At 35.9% G+C, this 16,600-nt stretch carries 16 protein-coding genes; 9 read left to right on the top strand and 7 right to left on the bottom strand.

Annotated features, from left to right (window positions below; genetic code table 11):
• Entirely contained in the window at positions 1-1,521 is a 1,521-nt protein-coding gene (zwf, locus tag AC5YGG_RS06570; protein WP_496143699.1) for a glucose-6-phosphate dehydrogenase, read from the top strand.
• Positions 1,514-2,242 (top strand): 6-phosphogluconolactonase, encoded by a 729-nt coding sequence (gene pgl, locus AC5YGG_RS06565; protein ID WP_496143698.1) that lies wholly within the window; start codon positions 1,514-1,516, stop codon positions 2,240-2,242. Before zwf ends, pgl begins: the two co-directional genes overlap by 8 nt.
• Positions 2,243-2,439: 197 nt before the next feature.
• Here the strand turns inward: pgl and AC5YGG_RS06560 are convergent, their stop codons facing one another.
• From AC5YGG_RS06560 to AC5YGG_RS06535, 6 genes are all read right to left on the bottom strand, one after another.
• Complete coding sequence (locus tag AC5YGG_RS06560) at positions 2,440-2,991, bottom strand: hypothetical protein (protein WP_496143697.1); 552 nt, start codon at positions 2,989-2,991, stop codon at positions 2,440-2,442.
• 2 nt (positions 2,992-2,993) lie between these two features.
• Complete coding sequence (locus AC5YGG_RS06555; protein ID WP_496143696.1) at positions 2,994-3,665, bottom strand: DUF6973 domain-containing protein; 672 nt, start codon at positions 3,663-3,665, stop codon at positions 2,994-2,996.
• A 25-nt stretch (positions 3,666-3,690) separates the two neighbouring features.
• Positions 3,691-4,005, bottom strand: coding sequence for a hypothetical protein (locus AC5YGG_RS06550; protein WP_496143694.1), 315 nt, complete (start codon positions 4,003-4,005; stop codon positions 3,691-3,693).
• A gap of 274 nt (positions 4,006-4,279) precedes the next feature.
• On the bottom strand, positions 4,280-5,599 hold the full coding sequence (locus AC5YGG_RS06545) for an aspartate kinase (RefSeq protein ID WP_496143692.1): 1,320 nt from the start codon (positions 5,597-5,599) through the stop codon (positions 4,280-4,282).
• A 342-nt stretch (positions 5,600-5,941) separates the two neighbouring features.
• Complete coding sequence (locus AC5YGG_RS06540) at positions 5,942-6,088, bottom strand: bacteriocin-like protein (RefSeq protein ID WP_496143691.1); 147 nt, start codon at positions 6,086-6,088, stop codon at positions 5,942-5,944.
• Positions 6,089-6,116: 28 nt separating this feature from the next.
• On the bottom strand, positions 6,117-6,260 hold the full coding sequence (locus tag AC5YGG_RS06535; protein WP_449391506.1) for a bacteriocin-like protein: 144 nt from the start codon (positions 6,258-6,260) through the stop codon (positions 6,117-6,119).
• Between the two features lie 269 nt (positions 6,261-6,529).
• Here AC5YGG_RS06535 and AC5YGG_RS06530 point away from each other — a divergent pair, with 269 nt between their 5' ends.
• The 7 genes from AC5YGG_RS06530 to AC5YGG_RS06500 all read left to right on the top strand — a co-directional run bounded on the left by AC5YGG_RS06530 (position 6,530) and on the right by AC5YGG_RS06500 (position 13,414).
• Positions 6,530-7,114, top strand: a complete 585-nt coding sequence (locus AC5YGG_RS06530) for a hypothetical protein (protein ID WP_496143690.1) — start codon at positions 6,530-6,532, stop codon at positions 7,112-7,114.
• Between the two features lie 237 nt (positions 7,115-7,351).
• Positions 7,352-8,650 (top strand): hypothetical protein, encoded by a 1,299-nt coding sequence (locus AC5YGG_RS06525; protein WP_496143689.1) that lies wholly within the window; start codon positions 7,352-7,354, stop codon positions 8,648-8,650.
• 35 nt (positions 8,651-8,685) lie between these two features.
• A complete protein-coding gene (locus tag AC5YGG_RS06520) occupies positions 8,686-9,006 on the top strand; it encodes a hypothetical protein (protein WP_496143688.1) in 321 nt (106 codons plus the stop codon).
• A gap of 129 nt (positions 9,007-9,135) precedes the next feature.
• Positions 9,136-10,455, top strand: coding sequence for an erythromycin esterase family protein (locus AC5YGG_RS06515; protein ID WP_496143686.1), 1,320 nt, complete (start codon positions 9,136-9,138; stop codon positions 10,453-10,455).
• Between the two features lie 20 nt (positions 10,456-10,475).
• The gene (locus AC5YGG_RS06510) at positions 10,476-12,431 is read left to right on the top strand and encodes an AAA family ATPase (RefSeq protein WP_496143685.1); all 1,956 of its coding nucleotides are present in this window, start codon (positions 10,476-10,478) and stop codon (positions 12,429-12,431) included.
• Positions 12,432-12,588: 157 nt separating this feature from the next.
• Positions 12,589-13,125: a hypothetical protein gene (locus AC5YGG_RS06505; RefSeq protein ID WP_496143684.1), complete on the top strand. Its 537-nt coding sequence runs from the start codon at positions 12,589-12,591 to the stop codon at positions 13,123-13,125.
• A gap of 37 nt (positions 13,126-13,162) precedes the next feature.
• Positions 13,163-13,414 carry an FUSC family protein gene (locus AC5YGG_RS06500; RefSeq protein WP_496143682.1) on the top strand — a complete coding sequence of 84 codons (252 nt, stop codon included), beginning with the start codon at positions 13,163-13,165 and terminating at the stop codon, positions 13,412-13,414.
• Between the two features lie 82 nt (positions 13,415-13,496).
• Here AC5YGG_RS06500 and AC5YGG_RS06495 read toward each other — a convergent pair whose 3' ends face one another.
• Positions 13,497-16,583, bottom strand: a complete 3,087-nt coding sequence (locus tag AC5YGG_RS06495; protein ID WP_496143681.1) for an FIDD domain-containing protein — start codon at positions 16,581-16,583, stop codon at positions 13,497-13,499.
• Positions 16,584-16,600: the final 17 nt, after the last annotated feature.

Genomic DNA, 16,600 nt, shown 5'->3' with positions numbered 1-16,600 from the left:
ATGAAAAATAATGATAAAAAGCCGACCTCCATCGTAGTTTTTGGGGCTACGGGAGATCTGGCAAAAAGAAAATTATTTCCTGCATTTTTCAATCTGTTTCTGGAAGGATGGATGCCTGATGAATTCGAACTTCTCTCATTAGGAAGAACTGAGCACACACAAGAAGACTTCAGAGCCTACATCTTGGAAAACATCAAAGCTTTCTCAAGAATCAAAAATTTTTCTGAAGAGAAATGGAATGCTTTTAGTCAGAAAATCCAATTCGTAAGGTTTGATATTACACAAGAAGAATCGTTTGTTCAATTGAAAAATCAGCTTGATGCTATTGATAGTCATATAGGGGTAAGAGCAAATCGTCTTTTTTACCTGTCTGTAGCGCCCAGCTTTATTGAAATGGTATCAAATAATCTTAAAAAAATAGGGTTAGCTGAAAATGTAGATAAAGATCGAATGATTATCGAAAAGCCTTTTGGATATGATAAGGAATCTGCTTTAGCCCTGAATAAACTTCTGGCGCAAAACTTCCAGGAAGAACAGATTTACCGTATTGACCATTATCTGGGAAAAGAAAATGTACAGAATATTCTGGCTTTCCGCTTTGGGAACACTATTTTTGAACCTTTATGGAATAATAAATACATTGATTCCGTGCAGATTACTGTTGCGGAAACAGTAGGTGTTGAAGACCGCGGTGGGTATTATGATGGTTCAGGAGCACTTCGTGATATGATTCAGAACCACTTAATGCAGATTCTTTGTATGGTTGCTATGGAAGCTCCTATGATTTTTGATTCTACAGAGATCAGAAACAGGAAGGTCGATGTTTTAAAAAGTGTCAGAAGAATTGATCCGAAAGATATTAACCATTATACGGTAAGAGCACAATATACGGCTGGTGAGATTGACGGACAGCCGAAACAGGGATACTTACAGGAACCCGGAGTAAACCCGCATTCAAATACAGAAACCTATGTGGCAATGAAGTTTTATGTTGATAATGAACGATGGAATGGAGTGCCGTTTTATATGCGAACAGGTAAACGTATGTCTGAAAAAACATCTTCCGTAGTCATTAGCTTTAAAGAAGTTCCATGTACAACTTTTAATAATGGGATAAATCAATTGCAGCCTAATAAGTTAACAATTGATATTCAGCCTGAAATGGACATCAAATTATCATTTATGACCAAAAAGCCAGGGCTTGATATGAAATTAAAACCTGCTGAAATGGTGTTTGATTATTTTGAATGCTCCCCAGATACACCGGAAGCCTACGAAACTTTATTATTGGATGCGCTGGATGGAGATTCCACTCTGTTTATGCGTTCTGATCAGGTAGAAGAGGCATGGGATGTGATCGCCAATATCCAGACTGCCTGGGAAAAAGGAAATGTTTCAAAAATGTATACGTATCCTGCCGGAAGTTCAGGACCGGAAGAAGCAGATGAATTACTGAAAAGACAGGGACATCATTGGCTTTCTAATTCACCCATAACTTTGAAAACTGAAATAAATGCTTAATATATTACCTACAAAAGAAGAAATTATAAAAACTGCTGCGGAACTTTTTATTACCGCAGCCAATGAAGCAATACATCAAAAAGGTTATTTTACAGTTGCATTAACGGGAGGTTCTTCTCCGGAAGGATTGTACAGGCTGCTATCAGAAGATCATTATAAAGAACAAATTGACTGGAGTAAAGTGCTGGTTTTTTGGGGTGATGAAAGATGGGTGCCTTTGGATAATGAATTGAGTAATGCTAAAATGTCGTACGATACGCTTTTAAACAATGTACCCGTTTTGTCTGACAATATTTTTCCAATGTATAAGGATGGTATAAAACCCGAAGACTTCGCTTCAGAATATGATACGCTCTTGAAAGAGAAGCTGGGAGACGAAGGAGTAATGGATCTTATTCTTCTTGGAATGGGAGGGGACGGACATACCGCTTCACTGTTTCCGGGAACTGCCGTATTGGAAGAACAGGAGAAGTGGGTTTCTGCTTACTACCTTGATGCACAGCAAATGTACAGAATTACCCTTACAGCTCCTTTTTTAAATAAAGCCAGCAAAATAGTTGTAATAACATTTGGGGAAGCTAAGGCAGAGGCTTTGAAGGAAGTGCTTGAAGGTGAGTATAATCCATCACTATATCCATCACAATTGTTGAAGCCTTCAGAAGGTGAGCTCTTATTTCTGGTGGATGAAAATGCTGCAAAGCTGTTAACCAGTAAGAAGTAGACTTATATAGAGTTGAAAATATGATAATTCATCATTTAAATAAAGGTTATAGAAGATAATTCTGAAAAGGGATTGTCACCAAATAAGTATAACTATTATAGTTGATGAACTTTGAAATCCCCCAATTCTCTAGAGAATTGGGGGATTTTTATAATCTTAATCAATAAGCTTGTAGGAAGGTATGGAGTATTTTTACTTTATTCTTTTACTTTTACTCCCATACCGTATTGTAAAGCCCATTCCGTTTCTTTATTTTTATCATGATAGATTACTGGATAAGTCTCAAAAATGGCTTTTTCTTTAGGTATTTTAGCATACACATTATTACCATAATTATTTAATAAATAGATAAAGCTGGATACTTTAACGGATTTAGCCTGATCAAGGATTTTTCGTTCTACTGTTCGCTTTTGGGAAATAAAGTGTACTACCTTATTATTTTTTACAAAAAGTAATATTGCCGTATTTTCGTCTCCCATACTAAAATTATATTCGAACGGCATGGTTATCCCTAAGTCCTTTTCCATGTTTTTTTTACTGTTTATTGCTGATAGAACAATTAAAGTGTCCCATTCAAAACAGGTGATCTCATCCTTAATATTGATAATTTCTCCTATTTTATTTTTTTCGTTCACTTTAGGCGATAATTTTTCTTCCAATTGTCCTAAACAATCAGGTGTTTTTTGTCCCTGGCAGGAAAAAATAATGAAAAAAGGCAGTAATAGTATATACTTAATGAGCTGGTGCATGTCTAAGGTTTGGTTTTTATCGAACCGTTAATAACTGCGGTATTAAAATCAAGCTCAAATTTGGGCATATTATCTTCTGGGTTTCCGTTTTGTAAGAACCAATTGTATCCCCATTCATTATTATGCAGATCCATCGCGTTCTCAGCAGGAGTTCCCGGATGTTCTGTTTCATGTAATGTATGAAACTGCCTTGCCAAATTAACACCAATATCTGCAGCATCCAATGCAGACCAAAGCGCATGTCTTAAAGCATCTGCTTCATTATTAATACCATTTCCTTTTTCCACAGCCAGGTTGTAATTGCCGATCATCTTTAATACCCCTAAGGCAGGAACGTGATGCGCCAGAAATGATCTTTCAGCAAGCGTTAATGAAAATATACCTCCAAAAGCATCAGCCGGTACATCATTACTTCCATTGCCGCCACCTGTGCCTCCATTTGGTGGACCATCATCACCCCAGTTAGGCAAATCATCGTCATCCCACGTAGGCATATCAGTATCAGGAGGATTACTTCCGCCATCATCGTCACCATGGTCCGGAGCGGGAATAATTATTTCAGGGATTTCCGTTTCGCTCTGTCCTCCGGCAAGTCCTCCTTTGAAAGAATACAGCTCATTTTCATTCAACAGCTCTAATGTACTGTTGAGCTCAACTACTTTCGAGTTTCTCATGTATTTAAAATTTAAAAAATTGATATTAGTTTTGTGTGAACATTTCTGTTGTACAGGCATGCATAATGCAGGTTTTGAATAAAAAGAATCGTAAGATGGTTGGGAACTTTAAAATGGTAACAATTATTGAGGTTATCGCCAATTGTAATTTTACTGAGAAATAAGTGGAATTGCTTCCGGCTACCACTTTCAATGATCTAAGATAGACTGGTAAATATGATGGAATAAAAACCGGAATTGGCTCAAAAAAATAATTAGGGAAAAAATGTTTTGCTATTTTTATTTCCGTTCTGCTTCTTTCACCAGCTGTTAAAATTTTTATGCATTTCTTCGCTTTCATCGATCATTACGTTTGCTTTTCGAGGTCAAAACTAGAACATAAAAATTGCAGTGGCGTGAATAGATTATGAACATTTTATTAATTGTTGAATCGTATTTTTTTCCTTTCTGTGGCTTATATTGATTACATTTTCTATCCTTATAAAAAACATTTAGAAATTTGAATAATGCTGGTTGATTTGCATACAATAGGTTACCCTTTATCTAAACCAAAAGTGTTGGCTGATTAAAAAAAAAGAGACTATTCACAGGGAATAATCTCTTTTGAAAATATCTTAAAACAATCTGTTGTGTAATGATCGTAAAGCTTCTATTTTATAGGTAGACGGAACCAATAATGAAATATTATTCTCACTACCTCCGTAGGAAATCATTCTGATCGGAATGTGTTTTACAGCTTCCGAAACAATTGTAGCATGTCCGTGATTATTCTTTCTGAAATCACCTACGATACAAACGATAGTCTGTTCATGATCAATATCTACTGCTGAGAAAACTTCAAGCTCTTTTAAAATTTCAGGAAGATATTCTGTCTGATCAATCGTCAGTGAAACAGCAACTTCCGAAGTCGTAATCATGTCGATAGGAGTTTTGAAACGCTCAAAAACTTCGAAAACCTTTCTCAGAAAACCATACGCCATCAGCATACGGGAAGACTGAATACGGATTGCTGTGATACTGTCCTTCGCTGCAATAGCCACAATTTGATTTTGATTGATGCTTTCTCCTGAAATCAAAGTCCCTGGTTTATGAGGATTCATCGTGTCCAGTAATCTTACAGGCACATTGTATTTTCTGGCAGGGAAAACACTCTGAGGGTGAAGGATTTTTGCCCCAAAATAAGAAAGCTCAGCCGCTTCATCGAAGCTTAATTTAGCGATAGGTCTGGTATTTTGAACAAATCTTGGGTCATTATTATGGAAACCGTCAATGTCCGTCCAGATTTGAACTTCTTCGACACCTAAAGCTGCTCCAAGCAAAGAAGCCGTATAATCTGAACCTCCTCTTCGCAAATTATCTATTTCTCCCTGAGCATTTCGGCAGATATAACCCTGTGTGATAAATAAGCTTTCAGTAGGATATTTTGCAATCTCTACACCTGCTTTTTCTCTGATGTATTCAATGTCTGGTTCATTTTCTTCATCAATAAGCATGAAATCAAGCGCCGATAATAATATGGAAGGAACTCCCGTTTCTTTTAAATGTAAATGGAACAGGGTTGTAGAAATAATTTCTCCCTGTGCCAGGATAATACGCTCTTCAGTAGCTGTGAAATTAGAGTTTTCAAAGCTGTAAAGAAGTTCGAATATAGTATTGATAAATGCCAGGGCTTCAGATGTAACCGCCTCAGTTTTGAATAGTTCAGCTACAAATTTTTTGTATTTCTCATAAAGCGCATCAAGATGTTTTTTTGCATTTTCTGTTTCCTTTCCTGCATACAATTCTGATAATATAACCAGATCATTTGTAGTTCCTGAAACTGCTGATAATACCACCAAATGCTGATTTGCAGCCTGAGATTGGATAATAGGCAATAAATTTTCAATCCTTTCCGGGCTTCCTACTGAAGTCCCTCCAAATTTCAATACTTTCATAATATAGATATAAATTTTATTTAATTTTTAAAGCAAAAAAAAGGAGCTTGTCGTGATGACAAGCTCCTGATGTATCTGGTTTCTAACCAAAGGAAAATGACTCACGACGTTCGACGTAAGTACTGTTTCTTTCCCTTTTTTAAGTTAGATAAAATCATTTCTTATTTTTTGCACGGCAAATATACATATTTTCATGAAACTCCAGAAAAAAAAATACAATTCTCTGAAATTTTTTAATAATAGAAGAAGTAAAGGTTTCAAAAAACGTTAGATCATCATTAAAATAAAAGCCTCAGAATCAGAGATTCCAAGGCTTTTTTATCGTTTTGGGGTGAGCGATGCTTAACTTAATATATCACATGGTGCTACGCAAATCACCCAAGGACATCTTTTAATTCCCGGAGGTGGGCAGCATGCCTGAGAGCAACTTAAAGCTCCTCCGTTAATACTTTTCAATTGATCTCTTGAAATTTTCTTAGAATTTTTCATAATCGAAGTATTGAATTAAACTTAGAATTTAGGGTTGGTTTCCGCCGCCACATCCGTCAAAAGGCATACATTGCCATTTACCTCCGATTAAGCATATCTGTCCGCCAGGGCAGTTGATTCCGCCGTTAATTGTTTTCATTTCCTGTCTTTCGATTTTCTTTAAATTTTTCATAATGTTTAGATTTAGTGAATTCGAAATTAATTAATTTTTTAACAACAAAAGTAAAATTATTTCAAAAATATTTTAATATGCTTATATATTTAACTTTTGTTGTGAATTGGTAAGAATTATTAACGATCATGACAATATTGTAAATGATGGCTGGAATTGAAAAAAAATACTAGCTGAAATCAGGGATTTTTATCTAAAATGACATGATGGGAGAAGTCTTGGTTTATTTTTTGTAAAGAGTGTTGTATTAAATACTATTATTAGAAATTATGAAATTTACGTATTGGGGAAAAGGACTTTTAGCTGGCGCAATGGTATTGGCAGTGAGTACAAATTCAGTTTTTGCTAATGTGCGTCCTACTGTTTTGATCGAGAAGACACAAACTGATCCGGATTCGTTAAAGATTGAAAATCTGGCAAAGGAATTAAAGAAATTAAAGCCTATTGCTAAGGCGGATTTTAAGGCTAAATTCAAAAAAGAAGTGGCAGGTTTTATACTAACAGACGTGGATGCTTTTGAAGATAAGGAGACTGGTTCTTATGCTACGGCAAACTACAAAAAAGGAGAAAAGAGCGTTTATCTGATGGTAACGGATGGTGCTGGTGCAGGAGCTGAGGCAGTGAAAACAAACCTGATTAATTTTCTGGAAATAAAAGCTTTAGAAGAACCTGGAGATAAAACTAATATTAAACCTTATAAAGGCTGGCAGGTTTTATTTGATTCAAGTATGTACAAAAGCGATGACATGTCAAGTATTCATTATCTGGAAGGAAATAGATTTTCCATAATTGCATCCGGTAATAAGATTTCGATTACAGATTTAAAAGCTCTTTTGGACAATATTAGTTTATAATCTAAATGTTTCAACTATACAGCTCTGGTTTTAATAAGCCGGGGCTTTTTTGTTGCTGTTTTTTTAAAAAGAAAATGTATTAAATCGTTCATTCTAATAAGGTCAAGAATGACAATAACCATGTGTACCGTTTCATAAACTATAAAGAATAATTTTTTAATATTGAAATTGTTATATTAGCAATATATACTATTTAAAATAAATATTTTAAGTATAATTTCAATTAAAAACTATTTCATGAAGTATATTCTGGTAATCACTTTTTTTTTCTTATTAGAGCAAAATCTAAGCGGTCAGAAACCCGTTTCCCAAGACAGTATTTCCGTTTTTTTTGATGAGCTTAAAACAGCTGCACATGCTAACACAGAGCTTTGGAATAAAGATCTGTATGGACCAACTATTTTGATTGATCCGGAAAGCAGAACGTTTTTTGCCAACGAACAGAATCAGGAAGGTTCTTTACAGCCTAACGGAAGTATTTATTCGGGAATTTTGCCGGGTAAGATCAATATTGCTAATACGGCAATAGACTGGAATGGAAAAAAGTGGGCAATGATCATGCTTCCGCTTACTCATAATAAGCACAACAGAATCAATTTACTGGCTCATGAATCATTTCACAGAATTCAGCCGTCGTTGGGGTTTACATTTAAAAATACGGATAATAATCACCTTGATCAAAAGGAGGGAAGAATATATCTTCGTTTGGAACTGGAAGCTTTAAAGAAAGCTATTCAGCCTGGTTCGGAAAAGGAAAAACAACAACATCTTACGAATGCTTTTATCTTCAGAAAATACAGACATCAGCTATATGAAAACTCCGGAGTTTCAGAAAATCAGTTAGAATTGAATGAAGGACTTGCAGAATTTACGGGAGTTATTATCAGTAACAGAAATAAGGCAGAAACTTCAGCGTTCTTTCAGAGTGAAATCAATGATTTTTTTAAAAATCCCACGTTTGTACGGTCATTTGCTTATTATACCATTCCTGTTTACGGATATTTGCTGTATGATAAAGACAAAAACTGGAATAAAACAATCTCAGTAAATAGCGATTTGACGGATTATTTCATCAAAGCTTTAAAGATTAGTATTCCTAAAGATTTAAAAAAAGCAGTTCAGGCTGTTTCTGCTAATTATAATGGGAAAAATATATTGAAAGAGGAAACCGAAAGAGAAGAAAGAACTAAAAAACTGATTGCAGAATATAAGCTAAAACTGATTACTCAACCACATTTTGAAATTAAGTTTGAAAAAATGAATATCTCTTTTGATCCCAGAAATATTATTCCGGTAGAAGATAAAGGAACTGTATATCCAAACCTAAGAGTTACAGATCGATGGGGGATTTTAACGGTGGATAAAGGAGCTGCATTGATGAGCCCTAATTGGGATAAGATTTCGGTTTCAAACCCTGTAAAAACAGATGACAAAAATATTTCCGGCGATGGCTGGATTCTTGAGCTTACTGACGGCTATACAATCGGAAAAGATGAGACAACAGGAAATTACAATCTGATCAAAAAACCTAATTAATAATAGTAATATTCGGAATCTAAAAGTAAATGATTATGACGGCGATAGATTTTATTACCAGTGAAATTGATAAATTAAATGATCTGATAAGAAATGATATTGATAAAGCATCTAATCTTCGGCTTAAAAAAGAACTTTCTGAAGCCATTTATCTTTTAAATATCTTGAAACAACATCAGATCAGTAAAAAAACGGTTGAAGCCATTATCGAATTGCCATCTTCAAACACTGGATATTCCGATTACAGAATTATCAACGATTGTGAATCTGATGATCCTGATCACTGGTTGGAAGTACGCATCAATGATGAAAAAATAAGACTTGCAGAAGGGGATATTGTGATTCGTAGAAAATAAATCTGTTGTTATTTATCATTAATTTTATTTGATTCTTGCTTTCTCTTAAGGCGAACAGCAAAGCGTATTTCGTTTGTCTTTTATGGATCTTTGGTGTATTTTGCAAAAAATTTAATACCAGGAATTATTATGAGAAAGCTTATGGTGATGGCTCTTTTGCTTTCGGTAGGTCATTTTTCAAATGCACAGTCGAAAACAGACTTTTCAAAACTATATATTGAAGACCTTTACAAAAGTGGCAGCAAAATACGATCTGTTTCCCCGAATGATACTAATTTTAATGATCTTGAAGCGGTAGGTAAATCAATTAGTGAGGCAAAGTTTGTATTGCTGGGAGAACCCAGTCACGGAGATGGTGGTGCCATTCAGATGAAGACGAGATTAGTAAAATATCTTCACGAGAAAAAAGGTTTTGATGTTTTGATGTTTGAAGCCGATCTGTATGCCATTATGTTTGGACTTTCGGATAGTAAAGATTGGAATACCATAGATGTTTCGGCAAAAGAAAATATTTATACATGCTGGACTGAAAGTAACGTAAGTCAGGATTTATGGACTTACTATAAAAATGAATTGAAAGGAAATAATCCAATTCTTCTTGGAGGGATGGATTCCCGTCATGCAGGTGCTTTTTCCAAAACAAAACTGATCGGAAATCTTACCCATATTGCAAAAATATCCCATTATAATACCGATTCTGAAGCTTACAAGAAGTTTGTAAAAGACCTTGAATATATCCTGCAAAACGAGTTTTCTTCAAAAAAGAATGTAGTAGATCGTGATAATTTCAATGCTGAGCTCAATAAGATTGAGGAAGCTGTGAAATTCAGCTCGTCGGATTCCAAACTGAGAAATTTATGGCTGATTGAAATTAATAATATCAGAAACCTCTTTGATTTGATCATTCTGGAAAAAAGTCGGGATATTATGATGGCGGAGAACTTTATTTTCCTTTCAAAATATATTTTCCCAGAGAAAAAAATCATGGTTTGGTCGCATAATAATCACAATGTACTGGATGTAAATACTTATATGTCTTTCAATCCTGAGTTTGCCAGACAATGGTATGAAACCAATACTTATAAGGGTTTTACTTATTTTGGAACTGAAATTTACAGAGCGTTTAAGGATCAGGTGTATTCATTGGCGATTACTTCGGGAAGTGGGAATTTTTCACCGGCATTCTTTGGGAAAGATTTTTTTCATGCTGATTTTTCTAAAAAAGCAAAGGTTCCTGAATCTAAAGAAGGTTCGTTAGAGTGGTATCTGAAGACAAAAAAAGCAGATCTTTTATTTATACCTCTACCGAATGCACAAGGTAAGCCAAGCGGTTACCCATGGTTTTCTTCAAGGCTTTTTGATTTGGGTTTTGAAGCAAAAATGGATTATACTTCTTCGTTCAACGGAGTTATTTATATTGATAAAACCGTAGATTTGAATGGACAATAATTAAATCGCTTATTGAAAGATTGGAATCACTGACAGAGCTAATAGAATATACCAACAGAAATGTATTTTTAACCGGAAAAGCAGGAACCGGAAAAACTACTTTTCTCAATGAATTTGTAAAAAACACCCGTAAAAAACATATTATTGTAGCACCCACGGGAATTGCTGCAATGAATGCCGGCGGCGTAACGATTCATTCTCTGTTTTCAATTCCTTCAAGAACGTTTGTTCCCACAACAGAATATGTGGACCCTAATCTTGCGATGAATATCAATGAGCTGTTTCCGCATTTTAAATACCGGAAAGATAAATTAAACCTGTTCCGGGAAATAGAACTGATCATTATTGATGAGGTTTCAATGCTGAGAGCAGACCTGCTTGATATGATGGATCATTCTTTGAGGAGAGTAAGGCGAAATCAACTTCCTTTTGGCGGAGCACAATTGCTCTTGATAGGAGATTTGTATCAGTTGCCACCCGTAGTAAGAGAAGATTCGGAGAAGATATTGTCAGCATTTTATGAAACACCTTTTTTCTTTTCAGCTAAAGCTTTGCAGAATACTCCATTAATAACAGTAGAGTTGATGAAAGTCTATCGGCAGCAGGATGAAGAATTTCTGGAAATCCTGAACTCAGTGAGACATGCTGATCTTTCCGCATTGGATCTTGATGCTCTGAATTCCCGTTACAATCCGGATTTTGAACCGGAAAATGAACATTATATTCATCTTTGTTCCCACAATCGTATCGCAGATCATATCAATCAGAAGAAATTGTCTGAAATTGAAGAAGATTCAAGGTTTTATCAAGCTTCGGTCATAGGACAGTTTTATGAAACTCAATATCCGGTTGAGGAAGTAATGGAATTGAAACTAGGAACCCGAATTATGTTTATCAGAAATGATTCTTCAGCGGAGAAAAATTTTTATAATGGTAAGCTGGCAGAAGTTTCTTATCTGGATGACAACACCGTGAAAGCTATTCTGGATTCAAGTGGAAGAGAGATTACGCTGACAAAAGAAGTCTGGGAAAATAAAAGGTACTTTCTTGATGCTGAAAAAAATATTGCTACAGAAGTATTGGGAAGCTTTGAACAATATCCCATCCGTCTTGCATGGGCGATTACCATTCATAAAAGTCAGGGATTAACATTTGATCGGGTGATCGTAGATGCGGGCAGGTCTTTTGCCAGCGGACAGGTATATGTTGCGTTAAGCCGTTGCCGAACTTTGGAAGGAATTGTTTTGAAATCCAGAATTCCGGCAAGCGCAATTTTCAAAGATGACAGAATTGAGGATTTTCAACAGGAAACCAATATTGATGACCGCTTGGAAGAGATATTGATACGGGAAAAGTATGATTATGCTCTTCATAAAGTTCAGATGGCTATAGATGCAACTTGGTTAAAAGAAGCTGTGAAAATATGGATGACAGTATTATTTACCGCAGAATTATCCAATCTCGAAAAAGCGGAACGATTATCTCAGTCTATTGAAAAAGAAAGTGAAAATCTTTTTAAAATCTCTGAAAAATTTAAAAGAATAAGCCGGCAAAGCGTTAGAAACTTTACGGAAGGAAATCTGCAATGGGCAGAAATTGAAGATAAATGTAAAGGAGCCGTGAATTTTTTCTATAAAAATATAGCAGAACAGATTTTACTGCCGTTAAAGGATTTCTATGCTGAAACTATCGGAATTAAAGGTTTAAAAAAGTATAACGAGGAAACAAAAATCCTACTTTCTGACCTTCACGAGTATCTTGAAAAACTAAAAGATTGTACTTTATTGGGAATTGGTTTATTTGATAAGGAAAATGAGCTTGATACTTCGGTAAAGGTGAGCAAAAAGCCAACCCATCTTATTACTTTTCAGTTATTTGAAGAAGGGAATACAGCTTTTGATATTGCTGAGAAAAGAAATCTTAGTCTTTCAATAGTGTATAAGCATCTCTCAAAAATGGGGATCAGTGAACTGTAATTTTTTTGATCTACATTGATTGGTTTTAATAAATTGTTTTTGAATGATTTACATTGTTTTCTATTGAGTTGAGGTATTTTACATTCTCTTTTCATTTGCTTTGCCAAATTTTAATATCTTTAACCATCAAATCATTAAATTTAATAATCTCATGCAGATGAAACCATTAACATTAATATTAGCTGTCATTTTTCAATTGATAAGTGTAAACGCATTTTCGCAGAAGAGGGTAGAGCTAAAGACCTTACTGAATAAAGAATCTGAGTTTGTTTTGCCTCAAACGGTTGAAAAAATTACAACAATCCTGAATACAGATGCTTCTTATTATGAAAATGCCAATGGAGAAAGATATGCCAGATGGCTTACCCAATCAGGATTGGAACTTTATACTGCTTTGGGAAAGAATGATTCTGTGGATGAAATCTTTTTTGATATTCCGGATGATAAACCCGTAGTAGTGGCAGGTTTACCTTATGGGCTTACCCTGAATAAAACAACATTGCAGGAAAGTAAAACCAAATTTGCAAAATACGGAGCAAAAGATCAAAAACTAGGGATGGACAGCGAATTTGAAGGAGGTTCAAAATTAATCTTCAAAAAAGGGAAACATTATGCAACCTTATTATTTGACGGCAAAAATCTTCTTAAGTCTCTAGGAATTACAAAAGAACTGATAGATCCGGCTGCCAACTAAAAAACAAACTATAATAACCATAATAAAAATTAAACGGATGAAAGAAAAAGACCTAAGCGAATTGTCTGACCAGGAATTACTGGATAAAAAGCAAAAATTAAAATCGAGCAAAATAATCAATGCTGTACTGATTGGCTTTTTAATCGGGATTGCAGTATATAGTTCTGTGAAACATGGAATTGGATTTTTCACGATATTTCCTTTAATATTTATACTGATCTTAACCACTCAATGGAAGAAAAACGATCAGTCAATAAATAAAGAGCTTGAATCCCGAAATCTGAAATAAGAAAACTGTAACATAAAACTGCCTCAAAAATATTGAGGCAGTTTCTTTAAACAAAAAGTATATAAGCAGATGGTACCCATCTTTAATTTCTGTTTTTTACCATGATCCATCCGGTATAAGAGGTAAGTTTTGTAGAGTCTGGCTCTGTCCAGCTTATTTCATACCAATAGGTTCCACTGCTTACAGGCATTCCGCTAATGGTTCCGTCCCATTTGTAGCTGTTATTTTTATCCGAAGAATACATAAGCTGTCCGTATCTGTTGAATATTGAAAACTTTAAATCCTTTAAATAAGAAAGCTCAGAATAATCTAATGTATCATTGATCCCATCGTTATTGGGAGTAATAGCATTCACAAGATTGGGAACCAATACTTCAATCTGAACCGGCTTACAGTTGTAGGAATCTTTTACATAGAATGTGTTTTTCCCACGGATAAGATTGGTAAATACATTGGAATCCTGCCAGATCATTCCATCTTTTGAATATTGATAAGGAAGTGTTCCGCCTTCTACAGTAAGGGTTACCGTGTTATTGTTCACGTCTACTTTTTTTATTTTAGGACTTTGAACAGGCATTACATGTACAGTTTGCTTAGTCTGGCAGCCATTGGACGTTAATATTACCCAATAAGTACCTATGGAGGCTGTGATAGATTGTGTAGTAGCTCCCGTGCTCCATTGGTACGATGTATAACCGGGACCTGCATCCAGTGTGGTTCTTGCATCCGGACAGATGTATTGATCTGCTAAAAGAGGTGAAGGATTTGGACGCGTTACTTTCAGTGTTATTTTGGCGAAATCAAAGCATCCGTTTGCGGTAATCACTTTTACGCATACCGTTGTATTGGGAGACACAAAATTGGTAGGAGAGGCTATTTCATTAGTTCCATTTACAGCATCATCCAGCGTTGGATAGTATCTTTTCGTTACCGGATTTGTAGTTGTTACAAGAGCTGTTGTCAAATCAAAAGTTCCGGTGTTTATATTATTCTGAACAAAACATCCGCTAAGGTCAGCGTCCATGATTACAGGTTTCGGGTGAAACTCAAGACTGATCTTTGCATTGGCAGTACAGCCTTCTATTGTTGTCGCTTTTACATAAACCTCAGCCGGAGCAATGGATTGAAAAGCATTGGCTGGAATAATTTCATTGATGTCGGCACTAAGATCTGCTAAAGTTCTGTAATATTTTTTTACCGCATTAGCCGGACCTCCAACATTGGCTGCTGTTAGATCAAAAATACCTGAACCATTGATGTCACATGCTTTTACAGTAGCATTTGTCAATACCAAAGGCTGTACAGTGATATTCACTTTTATCTGTTCACAATCTGTAAATTCAGGATCATTTCCACAGAATTTATATGTAAAAGTATCCACCGTTGTTCCTACATTGGCTGTATAGGTCAGAATACCTGTAGCCGGATCTAAAGTTAATGTACCGTTGGCTGGCGGACTAACAATCTGTACTGTTCCCGGAACCGGAGTTTGCACTGAATTGGTAAAAGCAGGCGTAATGGCTGTAGGCGTTCTTGTGCTGCAGATATTCATTGGTTTTACAGTATTCACAAGGCAGTTTTGTACTTTATACGGATAAGTTGTAAGAGGTACGCAAGTTCCTTTGGTGATGGAAACTGTGTAATTTCCTGATCCTGTAGGAGTGTAGGTGTTTGAGTTGGCACCCGGAATAGGACTTCCGTTCAGGTTCCATTGGTAATGATCAAAACCAGCTTCCACTTCCAGGATAATTCCGGGAACACATTCTCCTACCGATTTACTGATCACAGGGATAGAATTAAATCCTGCAAAATAACCACCATATCCGAGGTTTCCGCTTCCGCCTGCAATTCCGGCGGTGACAGCTTTAGTAGAAGTTACAGTGACATTTCCAGTGATATTCGGAATAGAATAAGATACCCAATCTGGAGTACCTGTTACAGGAAAGGGTCCTTCAGTCGCATTTGTAGGTGTTCCGTTGACCATAACTGCAGCTCCCGTTTGGGTAAGGATATTAAGCTTTACAAATAATGGCGGGTTAAAGGTCGTATAATAAGGCAGCTCACCTATTTTTCCGATCTCATCGATCACATTGGGAAGGAAGCAGTTAAGAGGAGGTATATAATTAAAGCCTTCCGTTGCATCATTATCTTCAATTCCTGATAAGAGCTGGTAAACATAGACATTTTTTGAAGCTTTAATATACATATTATGATGTTCAGGACCATTGAGCATATAATTCATAGCACTTACGCGATAGTATTTGCCCGCATTAATGGTAGCCACAGGAGTAGGGTTGTTGTTAAGTCTTATCTCAGTATTATCTTCAGTAGCAACGATGACGGCGCCTTCAATTTCAGGGATAAGATTACCCTTTCCTTTAATCAGTACAAATTCATTCCCGAGACGTTCCACGGGTACAGACTGATCCATAATGATATCTTCCCCGTTATAAGGCGGAGACATTCCGAATTGCCCATGATAATTACCATTGGTAACGGATACAGGTTTGGTAGCTTCTATTTTTGCCCCGATAAATCCATCTTTGTTTCCGGGTTTATTCGCATAGCCTGCAAAGGTATAAGATTGCCCTTTATTCAGATTAATAGTAATAGACGGATGGGTAAGTCCGTTAAAGTTATTGTAAAACCACGTTGTCATAGCATATCCTGAAACCTTAACCTGAGTGTTGTCTTCTGTGGCAAGTATGGAACAAGAAAAGTTTTGGGAACTCTGGTTGTTCATTAATGGAGCATACACCGCGTAGAAAAGTTTCCCAAGCCCTGCTTTCCCTTTAGAGGTTAAAATCTCACCATGGTTAATTTCTGAAAATCTATAAGTAGCGAAGAAAGGGAGATCTCCGTGAAGATAAAGCCCGCGGGTTTTTACGCTCATGGCATCAGTAGTATTCTGTCCCACCATTAAATTAAGAGGAACATCAAAGGTCTGAGGATTTCCTTTGCTGATGGTAACCGTTCCTATGATCGCATTATTATTATAAATAGAAACAGAAAAAGGAACCATGCTGTCTGTAGACAAATACAAAGCCTGTTTTGGAGATCCATTGCTGGAGCTTGCCACCATTGGGGCAAACCAGTGATCCGTATCTCTTTGTGCCAGAAGTGTGGAAGAAAAAAGAGATAACAGTAAAATGAGTATGATCTTTTTCATAAAGTATGGAAAAAATG

Source organism: Chryseobacterium sp. CS2K3, from assembly GCF_059515185.1.
The sequence above is the reverse complement of the archived record's forward strand: the minus strand, read 5'-3'. Positions and strand labels throughout refer to the sequence as shown.

Coding starts and splice junctions, on each gene's coding strand:
- zwf (WP_496143699.1), top strand. CDS start 1: ATGAAAAATAATGATAAAAAGCCGACCTCCATCGTAGTTTTTGGGGCT.
- AC5YGG_RS06505 (WP_496143684.1), top strand. CDS start 12,589: ATGAAACCATTAACATTAATATTAGCTGTCATTTTTCAATTGATAAGT.
- AC5YGG_RS06495 (WP_496143681.1), bottom strand. CDS start 16,583: ATGAAAAAGATCATACTCATTTTACTGTTATCTCTTTTTTCTTCCACA.
- AC5YGG_RS06540 (WP_496143691.1), bottom strand. CDS start 6,088: ATGAAAAATTCTAAGAAAATTTCAAGAGATCAATTGAAAAGTATTAAC.
- AC5YGG_RS06520 (WP_496143688.1), top strand. CDS start 8,686: ATGACGGCGATAGATTTTATTACCAGTGAAATTGATAAATTAAATGAT.
- pgl (WP_496143698.1), top strand. CDS start 1,514: ATGCTTAATATATTACCTACAAAAGAAGAAATTATAAAAACTGCTGCG.
- AC5YGG_RS06530 (WP_496143690.1), top strand. CDS start 6,530: ATGAAATTTACGTATTGGGGAAAAGGACTTTTAGCTGGCGCAATGGTA.
- AC5YGG_RS06550 (WP_496143694.1), bottom strand. CDS start 4,005: ATGAAAGCGAAGAAATGCATAAAAATTTTAACAGCTGGTGAAAGAAGC.
- AC5YGG_RS06545 (WP_496143692.1), bottom strand. CDS start 5,599: ATGAAAGTATTGAAATTTGGAGGGACTTCAGTAGGAAGCCCGGAAAGG.
- AC5YGG_RS06560 (WP_496143697.1), bottom strand. CDS start 2,991: ATGCACCAGCTCATTAAGTATATACTATTACTGCCTTTTTTCATTATT.
- AC5YGG_RS06515 (WP_496143686.1), top strand. CDS start 9,136: ATGAGAAAGCTTATGGTGATGGCTCTTTTGCTTTCGGTAGGTCATTTT.
- AC5YGG_RS06525 (WP_496143689.1), top strand. CDS start 7,352: ATGAAGTATATTCTGGTAATCACTTTTTTTTTCTTATTAGAGCAAAAT.
- AC5YGG_RS06555 (WP_496143696.1), bottom strand. CDS start 3,665: ATGAGAAACTCGAAAGTAGTTGAGCTCAACAGTACATTAGAGCTGTTG.
- AC5YGG_RS06535 (WP_449391506.1), bottom strand. CDS start 6,260: ATGAAAAATTTAAAGAAAATCGAAAGACAGGAAATGAAAACAATTAAC.
- AC5YGG_RS06500 (WP_496143682.1), top strand. CDS start 13,163: ATGAAAGAAAAAGACCTAAGCGAATTGTCTGACCAGGAATTACTGGAT.